Raw genomic sequence first — 17,489 nt, 5'->3', positions numbered from 1 at the left:
CATACCACTTGTGCATGTTCTTGATCTCGATGGCCACATCGGTCTTCGAGACTTCCAGCTTTGAACGGTCGAGTTCGACACCGAGTTCGGATTGCGGGAGGGCGCTTTGTGCACTCATTTGTATTATTCCCTTGATTCTTATCGTTTATGACCCGTGTCGAGCCTTCGTTCCATGAATATAGAGTATCGCGACATGGCGAAACAGAAAATCCAGAAAACAAAGCCCGCAAAGATCAAACCTGTTGCAGGTGTCTGTGGAGAAGCCCAGTTCGCATCGGAGAAATTCTGACGGACAATGCCGAGCAGATCGAACATGCCGATGATGTAGACAAGGCTGGTGTCTTTAAAGAGGCCGATGAAGGTATTCACGATACCCGGGATTACCAGCTTGAGTGCCTGTGGCAACACGATGAGGTTGGTCTTCTGCCAGTAGCTGAGACCCAGTGCATCGGCACCTTCATACTGCCCACGCGGGATAGCCTGAAGGCCACCGCGCACCACTTCCGCCATATAAGCCGACGCGAAGAGTGCCACGCCGATAAGCGCACGCAACAGCTTGTCGAAGGTCACGCCCGGCGGCAGAAACAGCGGAAGCATCACGCTCGCCATGAACAACACTGTCACCAGCGGAACACCGCGAACCATTTCGATGAAGATAATACTGAAGGTCTTGATAACCGGCAGCTTTGAACGTCTTCCGAGAGCCAGCACGACACCCAATGGCAATGATACTGCAATACCCACGAAGGACAGAACCAGCGTTACCAGCAGGCCGCCCCAAAGCGGTGTTTCCACGAATGGCAGGCCAAACCAGCCGCCGACCAGCAGGAAGAAGGCGATAATCGGGAAAACGAAGAAAAAGAGGATCGCATTCAAGACCTTATGCGGCGCCCTTGGGATGAGAAGCGGCACAAGTAGCACCACGAACATCAGCGCAGTCAGATTGACACGCCAGCGTTCGGAGATCGGGTAACGTCCGTAAATGAACTGCTCGTATTTCGCATTTACAAAGGCCCAGCAGGCACCCGACCAGCCTTCTGGCTGAGTGCCGCCCTGTGCGATCGTCAGACAGGCTGTGCGGTCTGTTCCTGTCCAGGCTGCATTGATGAACAACCACTGGATGATCGGCGGAAGAAACCACGCCACAAGCAACAGACCCAGAATGGTCATAGCTGCATCAACTGGCGTGGCAAAAAGATTGACCCGCAACCAATGCGAAAGCCCCTGCACAGAACGCGGAGGTGCTTCGCCTTCGACCATTTGCGGGCGGACATATTGGAGATTTGCGTTTTCCATTGTCATCTCTCCACCAGCGCCATCTTGGCATTGAACCAGTTCATCAGAACAGAAACGATCAAGCTGATACCGAGATAGATCACCATCCAGACAGCCACGACTTCAACAGCCTGACCAGTCTGATTTAGGATCGTACCGCCAACGGCGACCAGATCCGGATAGCCGATTGCGATGGCCAGTGAAGAGTTCTTGATCAGATTGAGATACTGACTGGAGAGCGGAGGAATGATGATGCGCAGCGCCTGCGGCACGATGATCAAACGCATCGTCTGACCTGGACGCAAGCCCACCGCATAAGACGCTTCGGTCTGGCCTTTATTGACGCCCAGAACACCTGCACGAACGGTTTCAGCGATGAAGGATGCCGTATAAAACGAGAGGGCCAAAAGCAGCGCGAGGAATTCTGGCTTAACCTGCGCACCGCCTGTCAGATTGAAGGTTCCGAGTTTCGGAAAATCAAACGAGACAGGAAATCCGGTCACAATCAGCGCCAGTATCGGCAGGCCGATGATCAGTGCTGCAGAAACGCGAACCGTATGAAACGGCTGGCCCGTCGCCATCTGCCGACGCTTCGCCCAGCGCGCAACGAAAAATGAAACGACGATGCCAAGCAACAAGGCAACCGGCAACAGCCACGCACCCTCACCCCATACGGGCGACGGCATGAAGAAACCGCGATTATTCAGGTAGCTGCCAAGCGGCAGAGAAAGACTTTCTCGCGCCTGCGGCAAAACGGAAAGCACGCCGAAATACCAGAAAAAGATAACCAGAAGCGGCGGGATGTTTCGGAAGATCTCGACATAAACCATGCAGATCTTTCGGATCAGCCAGTTGCGCGAGAGCCGCCCAATACCCACCAGAAAGCCGATGATCGACGCCAGAACAACACCAAGTCCTGCGACGTATAGCGTGTTCATCAGGCCAACCAGAATGGCCCGGCCATAGGTGGAATCGCTCGAATAGGAAATCAGCGTCTGACTGATATCGAAGCCAGCACGACCATTCAGGAATCCGAAGCCGGAAGCGATGTTGGCGCGTTGAAGATTGGTGATCGTGTTACCCACGATCCAGTAGATCAAGCCAATAACGGCAGCAAAAACCACGACCTGATAGAAGATGCCGCGAAGCCGCGGATCATAGAGGAGTGATGTGCCGCCGCCGCTTTGGCGTCGTTCGGTTGCAGAATAGGAAGCCATATGTTCCCTGTTTTCTTTCGGCCTTTCGCATCAGCTTTGAAAATAGCTGTGGCTCCCGACCCCCACCGGGAAATCTTTTCAAAGCAGTTACTTATAAATGCCGAACCTTGCAGCCTTGCTCATAAGATACAAAGCGCGAGTTAAATTGCTTGGTACAGTCGTAAGACCTGTGTGCCGAACCCTGAATGCGCTGCGGATTCTGAGGTCAGCTGCAAAATCATACAGCCGACAAATCCGGCGGGTGCATTGCTGCCCCCGCCCGATATTTATCCAATAAAAGCGCGTTCCTTAACGGATCGGCCTTAGCGGATCGGCATACCGTATTGCAGGCCGCCCTTGTTCCACTGCGCATTGATACCGCGAGCGATCTTGAGCGGGCTGTTGGCACCCAGATTGCGTTCGAAGAGTTCGCCGTAATTGCCGACGCCCTTAACGATATTCACAACCCAATCATTGGTGAGGCCGAGATCCGTACCGATCTTGGTATCCGCTTCCGAGCCGAGAAGACGCTTGATTTCCGGGTTATCGGAATTCTTCATCTCTTCGACATTGGCCTGCGTAATACCAAACTCTTCAGCATTCAGCAGCGCATAGTGAGTCCAGCGGATAACGTCTGCCCACTTGGAATCGCCCTGACGGACAGCCGGTCCGAGTGGTTCCTTGGAAATGATTTCCGGCAGAACAACGTGGTCATCCGGGTTTGCCAGCGTGAGGCGGGTCGAATAGAGGCCCGACTGATCAGTCGTATAGGCATCGCAACGGCCGGAATCATAAGCTGCGTTGGCTTCTTCGAGCTTTTCGAAGACCACCGGATTGTATTCCATCTTGTTGGCGCGGAAGTAGTCAGCCATGTTCAGCTCGGTCGTGGTGCCAGCCTGAACACAGATTGAAGCGCCGGAAAGCTGAAGTGCTGAGTTAATACCCGACAGCTTCTTCGAGTTAATCATGAACCCCTGACCGTCGTAGTAATTGACGCCAGGGAAATCGAGACCCAGCGACGTATCGCGGCTGATGGTCCATGTCGTGTTGCGGATGAGGACATCCACTTCGCCCGACTGCAATGCAGTAAAGCGCTCTTTAGCATTGAGAGGCGTGAACTTTACCTTCGTTGCATCGCCGAAAATCGCGGCAGCAACCGCACGGCAATAATCAACGTCAAAACCCGACCACTCGCCCTTGTCATTAGGCGATGCGAAGCCGAGCAAACCTGTGTTGACACCACACTGCAGGAACCCCTTAGCCTTTACATCCGAAAGTGTATCGGCCGATGCTCCCGAAGCTGCGCCAAACAACGCCGCTGCACCCAATACCCCTGTCAAAACAGTCTTTTTCATCTGGCCTGCAACCTTTTATGTTCCCTGGAGATCGTGGTGGACAAATGATCCATGCACGTCTCTGTTGCTTTATTTTTTGCATGAGGTTGAAGAACAGGCCACAAGACCTCCCCCACCCCTGCTTACGCAGATATCCCTCGCCCGGAGCCGTTATCGACCCTCTGTTGTTTTTATGGGCGGAGTGATGCCTGTCGCCTTCACAGCGCTATCGAAGGCGATATTTTGGTTTTGGTCAAGCTATTAACGTCGTGGAAAAAGTCCGTTTGCCTAAAAAATGGGTCATCAACATGCAGATTTTTACACGATTTCCCAATTTTAGGGTAAAGGCGTTCAGCTTGAAAAATCAGCCGAACCTAAAAAAGAAAATATTATAAAAATTCAATAATTACAAATTGTTATAGATAAAAAGAGGCACTGAACATAGCGATCAGCACCTCAATTTTGCCCCATTCAGACCCGCGGCATCACCTGATCTTCATCTAGCGAAAAAATAATATTTCGCGTCGCCATATAGCGAGCCACCCACCATGTCGCGATAAAGCCAATTGTCAGTCCAGCCACGACATCTGTCGGATAATGAGCGCCGGCTGCCAGTCGGCTGATAACGAAAAGAACACAGACCGGAACCGTGAGAAACCGCCAGCGAGGCAAGAAAATCCACAGTGAAACCAGCATGATACCGGCCATCATGGAGTGTCCGGAGGGGAAACTTTCATAAGAATGTTCGCCCCGAAACGGAGCGAAATACGCGGAGCCCAATTCATCCAGCAAAAGCGGGCGCGCGCGTCCGATCAAGAGCTTTCCGATCTCCGTGGGAAAACTGCCGACCACGATCGAGCCAAGAACAAGAGTCGCCCAACTGTGAAAACGGACGAGCACTTCTTGTGAAGCTAAGCGAATGTTTGGTGAGAGCAAGAAAGCCGTGCTCAGCCAAACGATAATGCCGACGCCAAGCCAGACCAAAGTGCGAATCAAATCCGTAATGGTTCTAAGCACTTCCATGACAAAGAAGTCGCTGTTCATTGCAGCGCGAACAATCTGCGCATCCCAAATATGCAGAACAAGCAGAACAAAGGGCAGCAGAACTACAAGCGCCGTCATTTCAAGTGTCCAGCTTGATGGCGCCCCCGGATAAGCCGGCCTGACAAGCGCCCTTACCAACTCCGAAGCGATGCGGATCGGATAAAGAATTGTGCTTGTGGCCTTACTCTCACTCATATCGGAATTACTCTTTCTCTGGTTTACATTATCACTGTTACAAAGCGCCATGTTGCATCCGCTTCATGTGCGTCTTATCCAATAAATTGGAGTATCCACCGGAGCGGACCAAAACCTGCTCATGCAAGACTGAATCCGCCGGAAACAAATTTGCAAAGCTCTCCAAATGAGAACTGGTGGCAAAGCATGCAACATGGCCTGGAGGCAATTTCGTGACTAACAAACAGGACAAGACAGAAAAGCTGGGCATAAACACACGGTTGGCCCATGATGGTTATGAACCGCGCGATTATTATGGCTTCGTCAATCCACCCGTCGTGCGCGCCTCTACCGTTCTTTTCCCGGATGCACAGACCATGGCGACGGGCGCGCAGAAGTACACTTACGGAACGCGCGGCACTCCAACCAGTGAAGCACTTTGCAAGGCTATAGACGCTCTTGAAGGTTCCGCCGGCACTGTTTGCGTGCCTTCTGGTCTTGCCGCAGTCACCGTCCCTCTGCTGGCTTTCCTGTCACCCGGCGACCATGTTTTGTTTGTCGATTCTATTTACAATCCAACCCGTCACTTTGCAGATACGATCCTCAAGCGTATGGGTATCGAGGTTGAATATTACGATCCAGAGATCGGTGCAGCCATTGCAAAGCTGATGCGCCCAAACACCAAGGTCGTCTTCACGGAGTCGCCAGCATCCAACACATTTGAGGTGCAGGATATCCCGGCAATCGTAGAAGAAGCGCATAAGGCCGGTGCGATTGTGATGATGGATAACACCTGGGCAACGCCGCTTTACTTCAAACCACTCGATTTTGGCGTTGATATCAGCATCCATGCTTCAACGAAGTATCCATCCGGTCACGCCGATATTCTTTTCGGGACGATTTCGGCCAATGAAAAGTGCTGGCCGCAGCTTCTGGAAACGCATGGCACGCTCGGCCTTTGTGCTGCACCTGACGATGCCTATCAGATCCTGCGCGGTTTGCGCACAATGGGTGTTCGTCTGGAACATCACCGCAAAAGTGCGCTTGAAGTCGCTCATTGGCTTGAAAGCCATCCAGCGGTTGATCGTGTGCTGCACCCGGCCCTTGAAAGCCATCCCGGCCATGAAATCTGGAAGCGCGACTTCAAAGGCTCGTCAGGCGTCTTCGCTTTCGTTCTGAAAAGCGGCGGACGGCAGGAAGCTCACGCATTTCTGAATGCGCTTGAGATTTTTGGGCTCGGTTATTCTTGGGGCGGCTACGAAAGCCTCGCCAATGAAGTTGGCATCAAGGATCGCATGGTTGCCAAGGGCGATTATCCGGGCCCAGTCATTCGCTTGCAGATCGGCCTTGAAGATATACCTGACCTGATTGCCGATCTCGAAAAAGGCTTTGCAGCAATCTGAATTGCCTTATCACGTGCTCGTCCCATCGGAATAGACACATAAAATAGCAAAGCGGCTCTTGATGGTATCGGGAGCCGCTTTGTTTTTACATAGTATTTTAGTTATATATAAATAAAAATTTAGGGTGAAATTAGCTCATTCTTTTGCTTCCATCGAGTGTTGGAATATTTATACTTATGAACTATCGAAAATAAATATCGGCTTGGGTCAGTGTCTTCTTGGAATTCAATTAAGCATCCGCTTCACCTTTTTACGCAGAGTCTGCTCGCGCTCTTTTTACTAGCTCTATCAGCGATTCCGACTGTCGCTCAGGACACAGCTCTGCGTCAGGTGAAAGTCGGGGTTTATGTCAGTGAGCCTTTTGTCAGCAAACAGGGCGACATCTACACTGGCATGGCTATCGATTTGTGGAGCAATATAAGCACACGTCTAGGGCTTGCGTCTCAATTCGTCGAATATCCGAACTATAATGCGCTGGTGAAGGCCGTTTCTCAGAGCGAAGTCGATGCGGCTGTCACCAACATTACAATCACTGAAAAACGTGCGGAAGTGGTTGATTTTACTCATCCTTGGTTTGATGCAGGCCTTCGGATCATGGTTCACACCCAAGCGGGAAATGGCTGGGAAGATCTGATTGGTGACCTGGAAGATGCAGGCCATCTTGCCACCTACGCCTGGATTGGCATCGTCATTCTGGTTGCCACAGTTTTGCTTACGCTCTTTGATCGCCGGTTTGACCAGAATTTCCCACGTCGTTGGCTTGAGGGCCTGGCCGAAAGCTTCTATCACGTTGTTTCGCTTGCCACTTCCGGCAAAAGCTCACGCAAGAATCTCTTCGGTTGGGCGGGACGTATATGGCAGGCATTCTGGCTGGTTTTTGGTATTGCCGTGGTTGCTTACGTAACATCTTCCGTAACCAGCGTAATGACCGTTGCCCATATCTCCAATAACATCAACAACTTGGCTGACCTTCAGAGTAAGACGGTTGGGGTGCGTACGGGTAGTATTGCAGAGCAGACAATGGCAGCGCGCTCCATCTCAACTGTAGGTTTCGACCACCTTCCCGAAGCTGTAACCGCACTGACCAATGACGAAATCTCGGCAATCGTTGGCGATAGTCCTGTGCTTGAATATTATGTACACCAGAATGTCGATGCGCCAATCGAGATTGTGGGCAACACCTTCAGCCCTGATAAATATGGATTCGCCTTCCCGCGCCATAGTGATCTGGTTAAGCCCGCTTCGATTGCGATCATCAGCCTTCAGGAAAGCGAAGAGCTGGCTGCGCTGAAAACCAAATATTTCGGAAGGGACGAATAGTCGGAAAATGCAGAAGCGTCCGAATGGTCGCTTTTGTTTTCATAGATTGAAAAGTTGATATTTAAAATCAACATTCATGGCCCTGCGGCTGCTTTTCGGCACTTATCCATTTCACATGCCCCTGAAATACGGTAGGAAGCTAACCAGATAAGTCTATTTTGTCTTCAGGTGCCGAAAGCACCCAAAGGAAATGCCATGATGAACTGGGTTTTCGTGTTGCAAGGTGTAATCGCTATTGGTCTGGCAGGACTGGCCATTGCCGTCATTCTGCGTCACCGTCGCTAAGATACACGCATAAGCAGAACCATTGGGAACTTCTTGCCCGGTAAATTCGTTTACCGTGCATATAAATCCAGGGAGAAGACCCATGAAACTCACTCTTAAAGCCGCCATGATTGCGCTGGGTGTTTTTTCTGCGGGTGCTGCGCAAGCCGCTAACGCGATTGTAACAACCAATCTTAATGTACGCACAGGTCCGGGAACGGGTTATGCCGCGCTCGGCAGCATTCCGAATAGAGCGCCTGTCAATGTGCATGGTTGCACCTCGGGTTATGGCTGGTGCCAGATTAGCTATGGCGGATTGTCCGGCTGGGCATCATCCCGCTACCTCGCCATGCGTGAAGGCTCTAGCGGCGGTTACTCAGACGATTTCGGTCGTAATGCCGCTCTGATCGGCATTCCATTGATCGCTGGTGTCGCGATTGGCGCTGCCCTCAACGACCGAAACGACCGCTGGGACCGTCGCCATTATGACCGCCGTCATTGGGATCGTGGTCGCCATTGGGACCGCGGCCGTGGATGGGACAGAGGCCGCCACTGGGACCGTGGTGGAAGAAATTGGGATCGTGATCGCGGTCCGCGGTTTTTCCCACGAAGCCGCTCCGGCGATGGCCCGCACGGCCAATAAGACAAACAATTTTGAATTGAGAAACGCCGCAAAATTTGCGGCGTTTTTGTTATTGTACCAGGTGAAACCTAATTGCGACCTCCGAGCGCGAGGCGGCAGGCAAGCGCTGCGAACACAGTCGCCAGCAGATATTGCGGCAGCTTTCGCATAGAGGGCTGTGCTTTAATGCGATTTCGAACATGCGTACTCAAAAGAATCACGCTTCCATTCACAATCAAACCAATGCCGTTGAGCACGGTTGCCAAAACCAACATTTGTAAGATGAGGGAACCAGCCTCAGGCTTCACGAACTGGGGAAATAACGCCAGCACAAAGAGCACCATCTTCGGATTAAGCAGATTGGTAAAAAGGCCCTCACCGAATATCCGTTTCAAAGAAAAGCGATTGAGGCCCACCACCGGTGAAAAGACAGTGCCATCTGAGCGAATGGTCTTCCAGGCAAGATAAAGGAGGTAGATGCAGCCTGCCCAGCGCACAATTTCATAGGCAACGGGCAAAACCAAAAAGAGCTGCGAAAGACCAAGGGCTGCCGCGACTGCGTGGCAATATGTGCCCACGGCAATACCAACATAGGTGAGAAAACCTGCAGCCCGTCCTTGGCTAATACTGCGGGAGGCAATGAGGAGCATATCTGGCCCTGGCGTAGCAGTGAGCACGACGCAAGCAGTGGCAAAAAGCATAAGTGTGGAGAGATCCGGCATATCGTATTCCTTCGAGTTACCGGAATTCCCGTTTAGCACTTGGGAACGCAATTGCAACTGTGTCGAAGGTGATTAGCAGAATTGCTGACGGCAGCGCTAATGCTGGCGGATACGATTGCTGCAATGTGAGGTTTTTGGCAGAGGAAGATTCAATGATCCAAGTCATTGTTTTGATGGCGATCCCGACTGGATTCGAACCAGTGACCTACGGCTTAGAAGGCCGGTGCTCTATCCAGCTGAGCTACGGGACCTCACCATCAGAACCCGGCCATAGCACAAAGCATGAGGCCGGGAAAAGCTGTTAGTGCGTCCAAGGCTGTGGACGATAGAAGCTGAAGTTATCCGAATAGGAAACCTTGCGACGCTTCACTTCATGCGGCTCGATTACGCGATAAGCGATACCGTTGCGGGTCGCATATTCAATCGCGTCTTCGCGGCTGTCGAAAGACAGGCGAATCTGACTCTTCATGTCACCGGATGATGTGTAACCCATAAGCGGCTCGACCTTACGAGCGCTTTCTGGCTCATATTCCAGAAGCCAGTTATCGGTTTTGGCTTTACCAGACTGCATTGCGGTCTTAGCTGGACGGTAAATACGTGCAACCATTTGACGAACCTTGATCTATGCTCTTGAGCCCATGAAGGGCGATAATTTCACCAAGGCAATAGTTTACACGTCTCACCATGTCAACGCGATAAAGGCGCACGCCACAGCATCTGACTGCGACATACTCATCTTGGCAAATTGTCTGGAAAAAATGGTCGGAGCGAGAGGATTCGAACCTCCGACCCCCTGATCCCAAATCAGGTGCGCTACCAGGCTGCGCTACGCTCCGTGCTTTGTAAGCGGCCCTTCCCTAGATAATCGCCGTGTATAAAGCAAGCGCTAAAAACAGATTTTTCAAATTTTATTCACAGCGTTACGCCGCTCGGTGCGTTTATGGCTTAGCTCAAAGCCAGGAACCAAGCTTGCTCTGGTGCGTTTTGTTTTCATCCTCAAATTTTCAGGAGTTTCAGAGTGAATCGCAACGGGCTTTATCTGATTATCGGTGCTCTTATTGTCGTGGTCGCAGGGTTCGCGATCTATACCTATCAGGAGGAATCAAAACCTTCCGGCATCGAAATGAAAATTGGAGAGGGTGGCGTTTCCATTCAGGAAAACTAAGCCTTTAGGCTAAGACGGGCGCGTCAACACGGCAAAAAGTTTCAAGTCTAAATCGGTTATAAACATATAAACCGATTAAGATTTCAAACGCTTACCGTTTGTGATGCAACGATTCTTCAAGGTCCATGTTATTTGCCATGCCAAGAGCCAATGGAGGATCGAAATGGATATCCAGACTTCAGATGCACTTTATCGTCGCCACGAAAATGAGTGGGCAGCATTTCGTGATGCTGTTCAGCAAAAAGAGGCGAGCCAGAAACGCGGTGAGACTGCTTCCGGTGAACCCTTTTCGGGCAACAAGGCATCCGGACAGGAATAATTCATTCCGACCCACTTAGTTAGAACGCCGCGAAAGCGGCGTTTTTTATTGCCGGAACAACGCTATAAAATCTTAAATTCAAGAAAATTCACTTGGGATTTCAATCCCGTCCGCTACCTTCTGCATATCGAAACAATTTCAGTATTTTGGGATCAGGAAATGTCGACACAGAAAGTAGCGATCATTACGGCAGGTGGCAGCGGAATGGGTGCGGCTTCCGCACGGCGGCTTGCAGCGGACGGTTTTTCCGTCGCAATCCTCTCGTCATCTGGCAAAGGCGAAGCATTGGCCGAGGAATTGGGTGGCATTGGTGTCACAGGGTCAAACCAGTCGGCTGACGACCTGAAGAAGCTCGTCGATCTCACTATCGAAAAATGGGGGCGTATCGATACGCTGGTGAATAGTGCCGGCCACGGTCCACGCGCACCGATCCTCGATATTACAGATGAAGATTGGCATAAGGGTCTCGATACTTACTTTCTAAATGTCGTACGCCCGAGCCGTCTCGTCGTGCCTTTCATGCAAAAGCAGAAATCCGGCACGATCATCAATATCTCGACTGCATGGGCTTTTGAGCCAAGCGCGATGTTCCCGACTTCAGCAGTTTTCCGTGCTGGTTTGGCCTCGTTTACAAAAGTCTTCGCCGACACCTATGCGGCAGACAATATCCGTATGAACAATGTTTTGCCGGGCTGGATCGACAGTCTGCCAGCAACAGAAGAACGCCGGGATAGCGTGCCTATGCAGCGCTATGGCAAAAGCGAAGAAATCGCTGCGACGGTTTCATTCCTTGCCTCCGAAGGTGCTGCCTACATCACGGGTCAGAACCTGCGCGTGGATGGCGGCCTCACCCGCTCGGTCTGATAAAAACCCTGGTAACGAAATGCGAAGGAAGACTCGGTAGTGTCTTCCTGTCGCGATTCGGACAGGGGACATGAAAAATGGCGCCACGGAAACGGAGTTCCCGCCCGACAAAACGCTCAACCGGGCGTTCTACCGGGCGCAAGAACAGTTCAGGTTCATCAGCACCAATTCTGGCGCTTGGCGCTATTTTGGGATTGGGTGCGTTTAGCCTGTGGGCAACGGCTCAGCATAAAAGCCCACAAGCAGCATTGACCGCCTTGTTCCAACGCACTGTCCCGACAACCACTTCGTCTGCTCCTGCCAAGGTTGAAGCCAGACAACCTGCCGAGAAGGCCGTGGTCGAAAAGAAGTCGCAAAGCAGAGATTATGCTGGCGCGGTGGGTCCGGTGCCACGCCCGGCCGCATTGGTAGCGCCGGCACCGGCCAAGCCTGTGCAGCAAGCCGCAATTGAGGTTTCAAAGCCCGCAGTCGCGACACAGAAAGTGGCTCCACCGCCGCCTCCCCCTGCATCCGCACGCGCATTGCCGATGCCACCGCGCGGCACCAATACGGCCGCTCATTCTCCATCGGTGATTTATGCCAAGGCAAAACTCACCATTCACAAGAACGCATGGGATCGCTCACCGGCTATCGGTACAGTCGAGAAGGGTCGCGAAATGCGCTCCTATGGTAAGACCGGCAAGTGGCATCGTGTGGTCGTGCCTTCAACCAATATAATTGGCTGGGTTCATGAAGATCAGTTGCTCGGTGGCCGTAACAAGCCCGACAGCGCACAAATGATGACCACCGGCTCGATTGCCAAGAAGACGCAAGCACCAACTCCAGCGGCACCCGTCGTGCAGAAGGCACGCATTCAGCCGCCAATGGCCGTTGGACAGAAAAACTAGATTTTCTGTGCGGCTATTGCCATGGCTGCGATTTGCGGATCACCCGGCAGATAGTCAAAGCCAATTGCGAGCAGCGACGAGGTATCGGCGACCATGTTGCCGAACAGCTGCTCATAAAGCGTCTGTCTGCCCACAAGCGTCAGCAAAACCTTCATAAGAAAGGCTGGCACCGGCAGCAACCGTGACGAACGGCCCATTGCTTTGCGGGCTTTTGAGACAAGTTCGCGGGTTGAGCGGGGTTCTGGCTCAGCGAGATGGAAAGTTTGGCCTGAAACCTTATCTTTCTGTGCATTGACGAGAAACACTAATGCACGCGCCACGTTTTCCAGCGAGACAAAACTGCGCCGGTTGTCGGCCAAACCAAAGGGAAGCGGTAGTCCTGTGTCGCAAAGCTTCATTAAAGCGCGCAGATTGGCCCGTGCATCTGGGCCATAAACGAGCACCGGACGCGTAATAACCACCTCAATACCACGCATCGCAAGCAATGCTGCTTCGGCCTTCGCTTTGGCATGGCCGTAATCATCACGCGGTGAAAACGGCATATCCGGCATTAACGGCGATGGATTGCCTGCAATCGTGTAGATTGTTGAGACAAAGATAAAACGGCGTACACCGGCCTGTCTGGCTTTTTCTGCAAGCTCGACTGTCAGGCGATGATTGACAGCTTCAAACTCATCCGCCTGCGGGCGTTCGGCACCAGTTCGATGCGCTAGAGCGGCACAATGAACGACCGCATCAACGCCGTCAAAGTCTGGCGCCAAAAGCGCATCGCGTGAAAGAGCGAGCGTTTCGTGTCCATTGCCGGCCAGCTCGCGCAGAACAGCACTTCCGATAAATCCGCCAGCTCCAGTGACAGCGACCTTCATCCCTCACCGTGACCAGCTTCGGACAAAACCTGCGCGGCAAGCGTGCGCGTTATGCGCGTTTTCTGCTCCATAGCGGCGTTATCAAGACGATCGACAATCTGAATCGCTGACAGAAGCGAGCGTTCAATGCGGCTGACCAGATAACTCACCACATGCGGTTCAACGCTGATCTGTCGATCAGCAAAGAGCTTGTGAATAACACCACCCAGCAGCATGTCGTCCGGTTCGGCAATTTCCACCACTGTCGCCGCCTTGAGGCGCGATGCAAGATCGGGAAGTTTGACTTTCCAGTTTGCGGGCAGAAGACGCGAAGTCATCAGCAGCGATGGTCCCGGACCAAGGGCTGCATTCTGCCGAACGCTGTTAATGAGATGAAACAGGCCTGTTTCGTCAAAACGTGCGCCACCGATATTATCAATCAGCACAGGATATTCCGCAGCACCATGCACTACGCGCTCGCTGATAGATTTTGGATCAGCCAGCAACGCACCTGTTGCTGCACGCCACACTTCTGCAAGATGTGTTTTACCCGCGCCCGTCGGCCCGGCAAGAATAACCACCGGAGCAACCCAGTTCGGCCAACGGTCGATAAGGTCCACCGCCGCACGGTTCGACCCCGTGACCATGATGTCTTCGCGGTGATAGCCGGGCTGATGCTCAAGGGCGAGCGGAATCTGACGCGGCGCGTCACTCATCGCTTTCTCCTGAAAACCTTACCCGGTTACGTTTCAATTTCATTTCTCTTTGCCTGTATTCTCGCCCGCCTCTATCAGCGGTCCGACATCTGAATGCGAACGCTTGTAAGCAGGGTCATACATCGGAGAATGGAGATAGCGATTCAGGGCAAAACGCACAAGCACCCCGACCGCTGCCGCAGCTGGCACTGCAACCAGCATTCCAGTGAAGCCAAACAGAGAACCGAAGGCGAACAGAGCGAACATCAGCCAGACCGGATGCAGGCCCACAGACGATCCGACGAGCTTTGGCTGGAGGATGTTTCCTTCGACAAACTGGCCCAGGAAAAACACGGCGGCAACAGCCACAATCATGATCCAATCCGGCCAGAACTGGACCAGCGCAACACCGATTGCAAGCGTCAGACCAACGAAGGAACCGATGTAGGGAATGAAGCTGATAAGCCCCGCAAAAAAGCCGATAAGCAGGCCAAAGTTAAGTCCGGTCAGGGTCAGGCCGATAGCGTAATAGGTGCCGAGAATGAGACACAAAGTACCCTGCCCGCGCACGAAGCCCGCCACCGCTGCATCCATGTCACGAGCAATGCCGCGGACGGTATAAAGCTGCCTGCGAGGAACCCATGAATCGATGCGATCAACCATGCGATCCCAGTCGAGCAGCATGTAGAACGCAACCACCGGCGTAACGATGAAAAGGCCCGCAATATCAATGAGAGATTTCCCCGAATTCCACAGGGACTGGAGCAATGTGGAGAGGAAACCGGCGCCCTGTTGCAGGAGCGTGCTGAGGTTTTCCTGAATGACCGAGCTATCGATACCGATATAGCGTTTCAGCCAACTCGAATTCTCATTGGCAAGAAGCGCCTGCAACTGCGAGATATAATCCGGTAGCTTGGAGATGAAGTCTGCGAGCTGTGTCGCAAGCACCGGTATGATGATCATCAACCCGACGACGAGTATCATCAGGAAGACCAGCAGAATGACAATCGTTGCAGCCAGTCGCGACAGACCCAGCCGTTCCAGACGGTCTGCAACAGGATCAAGAAAGTATGCCAGCGCCATGCCTGCCACAAAGGGCAGAAGAACCGGGCTGAAAATCACCAGAAACAGAAGGAATATCGCCGCAGTACAGGTCCAGAACATGGCCTGACGACGAACGACAGAACCTGTAAAGCCGCCGACTTCCACATTGACGTGAATATCGCCATCCCGCGCTACAGCTTCAGTTTGCTGTATCGTCTTGGTCGTCGTGTCACGCGCAGGCGCTGGTTTCTTGGCCATTTTGATCCATTCTCTGCAAAGATATTTCCCGCGTCTCAGCTATAATACGTCGGTGTTACTATTCTCGTAAGCGCAGGCAGATAGAGATAGTTAGATCGTAGCAAAAAGATTGCAATGCTTATGAGCGCGGCGCTGGCTATGCATTGACAGGTTACTGCAAATCCACAATCGCGGAAATTTCAGTAGATTCCTGCGATGTTTTGCGCTTTTCCGGCCTTCTGGCCTTGCAGGACACGCAATCTCATGTCATTGCGCCCTCATTATTCCCCACTAGGGGCACAGCCCCGTTTCAGGCCAGTTTCAGGAGCAGGTGATGACCACGGAAAATAACCCCGCCAGAAAAAATGGACTGACTTATGCTGAAGCGGGTGTCGATATCGATGCCGGCAATCTGATGGTCGACAAGATCAAGCCACTTGTTCGCTCCACGCGTCGTCCCGGCGCAGATGGCGAAATTGGTGGTTTTGGCGGTCTCTTCGATCTCAAAGCGGCAGGTTTCACCGATCCGGTACTGGTTGCAGCCAATGATGGCGTTGGCACAAAGCTCAAAATTGCAATCGATGCAGACAAGCACGACACTGTTGGTATCGATCTTGTTGCCATGTGCGTGAACGATCTCGTCGTTCAGGGTGCAGAGCCACTGTTCTTTCTTGATTATTTTGCAACCGGCAAGCTGTCGCCTGATCAGGGCGTAGCTATTGTATCGGGTATTGCGGAAGGTTGCCTTCAGGCTGGTTGTGCGCTGATTGGCGGTGAAACCGCTGAAATGCCCGGCATGTATCGCGATGGCGATTACGATCTGGCTGGTTTTGCAGTTGGCGCTGCTGAACGCAACCGTCTGCTGCCGCGCGGCGATGTTTCGGAAGGCGACATCATTATCGGCCTTTCGTCGTCGGGCGTTCACTCCAACGGCTTCTCTCTGGTTCGTCGCATTGTCGAAATGTCCGGCCTTGGCTGGAAGTCTGATGCGCCGTTCAAGGAAGGTGCAACGCTTGGTGAAGCCCTGCTGGAGCCGACCCGCATTTATGTGAAGCCGTTGCTTGCCGCTATCCGTGCTTCGGATGGTATCAAGGCATTAGCTCATATTACTGGCGGTGGTTTCCCGGACAATATCCCGCGCGTTCTGCCAGAAGGTCTTGCGGCTGAAATCAATCTCGATGCAATCGATGTTCCTGCCGTATTCTCATGGCTTGCAAAGACCGGCGGTGTCGAACCACTCGAAATGCTGCGCACCTTCAACTGCGGCATCGGCATGATCGCTGTTGTCACACCGGACAAGGTGGATGAAGTGATTGCAGCCCTGACCAATGAAGGCGAAAACGTCACAACACTCGGCCGCATGGTCAAGCGTGAAGGCGAAGGCGTCGTCTATCAGGGCACGCTGAAACTATGAACCGCAAACGGGTCGTCATTTTCATCTCGGGCAGCGGCTCCAATATGGAAGCGCTGATCCGCGCTGCTCAGGCACCCGATTTTCCAGCCGAAATCGTCTCGGTTCTCTCTGATAAGTCAGATGCAGGCGGACTAGCCAAAGCGCAGGCCGCGGGCATCGAAACGCAGGTATTTACCCGCAAAGATTATGCCTCCAAGGATGCGCATGAAGATGCAATCCTTGAGGCGCTTGCGCTGCTCAACCCGGATATTATCTGCCTTGCAGGTTACATGCGGCTGTTGTCAGCTAAGTTTATTGCGCCTTATGAAGGTCGTATCCTCAACATTCATCCTTCGCTGTTGCCGCTTTTCGCAGGCCTTCACACGCATCAGCGTGCGCTTGACGCAGGCATGAAACTTGCTGGCTGCACCGTGCATTTGGTGACGGAAGGCATGGATGAAGGTCCGATTTTGGCACAGGCCGCTGTGCCTATCGTCGAAGGCGACACGGAAAGCAGTCTTGCTGCGCGCGTTTTGAAAGCAGAGCATAAGATTTACGCGCTTGCGCTCAGCAAATTTGCCAGTGGTGACGCGGAAATAGGCCTGTCGCAAGATGCGATGGTGATCAGCGCCTGAGTTACAAAAGCGCGATTAAACGCGACAAATTAATCACACCCGAATATTTTT

At 52.6% G+C, this 17,489-nt stretch carries 18 protein-coding genes, 2 tRNA genes and 1 pseudogene; 9 read left to right on the top strand and 12 right to left on the bottom strand.

The annotated features are described in order from the left end of the window. The 5 genes and pseudogenes from RT142_RS16010 to lpxE form a co-directional block, all read right to left on the bottom strand. A pseudogene (locus tag RT142_RS16010) lies at positions 1-118 on the bottom strand (amino acid ABC transporter ATP-binding protein); the annotation flags it as partial. A 20-nt stretch (positions 119-138) separates the two neighbouring features. Next, positions 139-1,296 carry an amino acid ABC transporter permease gene (locus RT142_RS16005; RefSeq protein ID WP_007874400.1) on the bottom strand — a complete coding sequence of 386 codons (1,158 nt, stop codon included), beginning with the start codon at positions 1,294-1,296 and terminating at the stop codon, positions 139-141. Between the two features lie 2 nt (positions 1,297-1,298). Beyond that, entirely contained in the window at positions 1,299-2,492 is a 1,194-nt protein-coding gene (locus RT142_RS16000) for an amino acid ABC transporter permease (protein ID WP_064320423.1), read from the bottom strand. Positions 2,493-2,794: 302 nt separating this feature from the next. Continuing rightward, a complete protein-coding gene (locus tag RT142_RS15995) occupies positions 2,795-3,826 on the bottom strand; it encodes an amino acid ABC transporter substrate-binding protein (RefSeq protein WP_007874396.1) in 1,032 nt (343 codons plus the stop codon). Positions 3,827-4,276: 450 nt separating this feature from the next. Then, positions 4,277-5,044, bottom strand: coding sequence for a lipid A 1-phosphatase LpxE (gene lpxE, locus RT142_RS15990; RefSeq protein WP_112804996.1), 768 nt, complete (start codon positions 5,042-5,044; stop codon positions 4,277-4,279). 212 nt (positions 5,045-5,256) lie between these two features. Between lpxE and RT142_RS15985 the strand changes: the two genes are divergently transcribed. From RT142_RS15985 to RT142_RS15975, 3 genes are all read left to right on the top strand, one after another. Then, positions 5,257-6,426: a cystathionine beta-lyase gene (locus RT142_RS15985; RefSeq protein ID WP_313029890.1), complete on the top strand. Its 1,170-nt coding sequence runs from the start codon at positions 5,257-5,259 to the stop codon at positions 6,424-6,426. A gap of 330 nt (positions 6,427-6,756) precedes the next feature. Then, complete coding sequence (locus tag RT142_RS15980) at positions 6,757-7,746, top strand: transporter substrate-binding domain-containing protein (protein WP_231193888.1); 990 nt, start codon at positions 6,757-6,759, stop codon at positions 7,744-7,746. A 367-nt stretch (positions 7,747-8,113) separates the two neighbouring features. Continuing rightward, positions 8,114-8,653 (top strand): SH3 domain-containing protein, encoded by a 540-nt coding sequence (locus tag RT142_RS15975; RefSeq protein WP_064320421.1) that lies wholly within the window; start codon positions 8,114-8,116, stop codon positions 8,651-8,653. Positions 8,654-8,721: 68 nt separating this feature from the next. On the opposite strand, the gene RT142_RS15970 is transcribed toward RT142_RS15975, so the two are convergent. The 4 genes from RT142_RS15970 to RT142_RS15955 form a co-directional block, all read right to left on the bottom strand. Further along, positions 8,722-9,354, bottom strand: a complete 633-nt coding sequence (locus RT142_RS15970) for a LysE family translocator (protein ID WP_112805000.1) — start codon at positions 9,352-9,354, stop codon at positions 8,722-8,724. 174 nt (positions 9,355-9,528) lie between these two features. Further along, positions 9,529-9,605, bottom strand: a tRNA-Arg gene (locus RT142_RS15965). A gap of 50 nt (positions 9,606-9,655) precedes the next feature. After that, complete coding sequence (locus tag RT142_RS15960) at positions 9,656-9,961, bottom strand: ETC complex I subunit (protein ID WP_007874386.1); 306 nt, start codon at positions 9,959-9,961, stop codon at positions 9,656-9,658. A 152-nt stretch (positions 9,962-10,113) separates the two neighbouring features. After that, positions 10,114-10,190, bottom strand: a tRNA-Pro gene (locus RT142_RS15955). 182 nt (positions 10,191-10,372) lie between these two features. Here RT142_RS15955 and RT142_RS15950 point away from each other — a divergent pair. The 4 genes from RT142_RS15950 (at position 10,373) to RT142_RS15935 (ending at position 12,589) form a co-directional block, all read left to right on the top strand. Beyond that, a complete protein-coding gene (locus RT142_RS15950) occupies positions 10,373-10,519 on the top strand; it encodes a hypothetical protein (RefSeq protein ID WP_007874385.1) in 147 nt (48 codons plus the stop codon). A 163-nt stretch (positions 10,520-10,682) separates the two neighbouring features. Continuing rightward, positions 10,683-10,838 (top strand): hypothetical protein, encoded by a 156-nt coding sequence (locus tag RT142_RS15945; protein WP_007874380.1) that lies wholly within the window; start codon positions 10,683-10,685, stop codon positions 10,836-10,838. 159 nt (positions 10,839-10,997) lie between these two features. Continuing rightward, positions 10,998-11,702, top strand: coding sequence for an SDR family oxidoreductase (locus RT142_RS15940; protein WP_007874379.1), 705 nt, complete (start codon positions 10,998-11,000; stop codon positions 11,700-11,702). A gap of 77 nt (positions 11,703-11,779) precedes the next feature. Then, entirely contained in the window at positions 11,780-12,589 is an 810-nt protein-coding gene (locus RT142_RS15935; protein WP_194778771.1) for a hypothetical protein, read from the top strand. On the opposite strand, the gene RT142_RS15930 is transcribed toward RT142_RS15935, so the two are convergent. From RT142_RS15930 to RT142_RS15920, 3 genes are read right to left on the bottom strand one after another with little or no spacing between them, the layout of a single operon-like run. Further along, on the bottom strand, positions 12,586-13,455 hold the full coding sequence (locus RT142_RS15930; protein ID WP_313029884.1) for an NAD-dependent epimerase/dehydratase family protein: 870 nt from the start codon (positions 13,453-13,455) through the stop codon (positions 12,586-12,588). The two genes, RT142_RS15935 and RT142_RS15930, sit on opposite strands and share 4 nt — an antisense overlap. Continuing rightward, positions 13,452-14,150 (bottom strand): DnaA regulatory inactivator HdaA, encoded by a 699-nt coding sequence (hdaA, locus tag RT142_RS15925; RefSeq protein ID WP_007874374.1) that lies wholly within the window; start codon positions 14,148-14,150, stop codon positions 13,452-13,454. The genes RT142_RS15930 and hdaA overlap by 4 nt, the downstream gene beginning before the upstream one ends. A 39-nt stretch (positions 14,151-14,189) precedes the next feature. After that, positions 14,190-15,431 (bottom strand): AI-2E family transporter, encoded by a 1,242-nt coding sequence (locus RT142_RS15920; RefSeq protein ID WP_231193884.1) that lies wholly within the window; start codon positions 15,429-15,431, stop codon positions 14,190-14,192. Positions 15,432-15,744: 313 nt separating this feature from the next. Between RT142_RS15920 and purM the strand changes: the two genes are divergently transcribed. Beyond that, the gene (gene purM / locus RT142_RS15915) at positions 15,745-16,824 is read left to right on the top strand and encodes a phosphoribosylformylglycinamidine cyclo-ligase (RefSeq protein WP_007874370.1); all 1,080 of its coding nucleotides are present in this window, start codon (positions 15,745-15,747) and stop codon (positions 16,822-16,824) included. Next, on the top strand, positions 16,821-17,438 hold the full coding sequence (purN, locus tag RT142_RS15910) for a phosphoribosylglycinamide formyltransferase (RefSeq protein WP_112805006.1): 618 nt from the start codon (positions 16,821-16,823) through the stop codon (positions 17,436-17,438). Before purM ends, purN begins: the two co-directional genes overlap by 4 nt. The last annotated feature ends 51 nt before the right edge of the window (positions 17,439-17,489 follow it).

This window comes from Brucella sp. (assembly GCF_032066345.1).
Lineage (GTDB): Bacteria > Pseudomonadota > Alphaproteobacteria > Rhizobiales > Rhizobiaceae > Brucella > Brucella pseudogrignonensis.
This window is presented reverse-complemented; position numbering and strand designations above follow the sequence as displayed.

What these genes read in the sequence shown, in the direction of transcription:
- RT142_RS15935 (WP_194778771.1), top strand. Translation starts at nt 11,780, where the DNA reads ATGGCGCCACGGAAACGGAGTTCCCGCCCGACAAAACGCTCAACCGGG.
- RT142_RS15940 (WP_007874379.1), top strand. Translation starts at nt 10,998, where the DNA reads ATGTCGACACAGAAAGTAGCGATCATTACGGCAGGTGGCAGCGGAATG.
- RT142_RS15970 (WP_112805000.1), bottom strand. Translation starts at nt 9,354, where the DNA reads ATGCCGGATCTCTCCACACTTATGCTTTTTGCCACTGCTTGCGTCGTG.
- RT142_RS15945 (WP_007874380.1), top strand. Translation starts at nt 10,683, where the DNA reads ATGGATATCCAGACTTCAGATGCACTTTATCGTCGCCACGAAAATGAG.
- purN (WP_112805006.1), top strand. Translation starts at nt 16,821, where the DNA reads ATGAACCGCAAACGGGTCGTCATTTTCATCTCGGGCAGCGGCTCCAAT.
- RT142_RS15995 (WP_007874396.1), bottom strand. Translation starts at nt 3,826, where the DNA reads ATGAAAAAGACTGTTTTGACAGGGGTATTGGGTGCAGCGGCGTTGTTT.
- purM (WP_007874370.1), top strand. Translation starts at nt 15,745, where the DNA reads ATGACCACGGAAAATAACCCCGCCAGAAAAAATGGACTGACTTATGCT.
- RT142_RS15920 (WP_231193884.1), bottom strand. Translation starts at nt 15,431, where the DNA reads ATGGCCAAGAAACCAGCGCCTGCGCGTGACACGACGACCAAGACGATA.
- RT142_RS15930 (WP_313029884.1), bottom strand. Translation starts at nt 13,455, where the DNA reads ATGAAGGTCGCTGTCACTGGAGCTGGCGGATTTATCGGAAGTGCTGTT.
- lpxE (WP_112804996.1), bottom strand. Translation starts at nt 5,044, where the DNA reads ATGAGTGAGAGTAAGGCCACAAGCACAATTCTTTATCCGATCCGCATC.
- RT142_RS15960 (WP_007874386.1), bottom strand. Translation starts at nt 9,961, where the DNA reads ATGGTTGCACGTATTTACCGTCCAGCTAAGACCGCAATGCAGTCTGGT.
- RT142_RS16000 (WP_064320423.1), bottom strand. Translation starts at nt 2,492, where the DNA reads ATGGCTTCCTATTCTGCAACCGAACGACGCCAAAGCGGCGGCGGCACA.
- hdaA (WP_007874374.1), bottom strand. Translation starts at nt 14,150, where the DNA reads ATGAGTGACGCGCCGCGTCAGATTCCGCTCGCCCTTGAGCATCAGCCC.
- RT142_RS15975 (WP_064320421.1), top strand. Translation starts at nt 8,114, where the DNA reads ATGAAACTCACTCTTAAAGCCGCCATGATTGCGCTGGGTGTTTTTTCT.
- RT142_RS16005 (WP_007874400.1), bottom strand. Translation starts at nt 1,296, where the DNA reads ATGGAAAACGCAAATCTCCAATATGTCCGCCCGCAAATGGTCGAAGGC.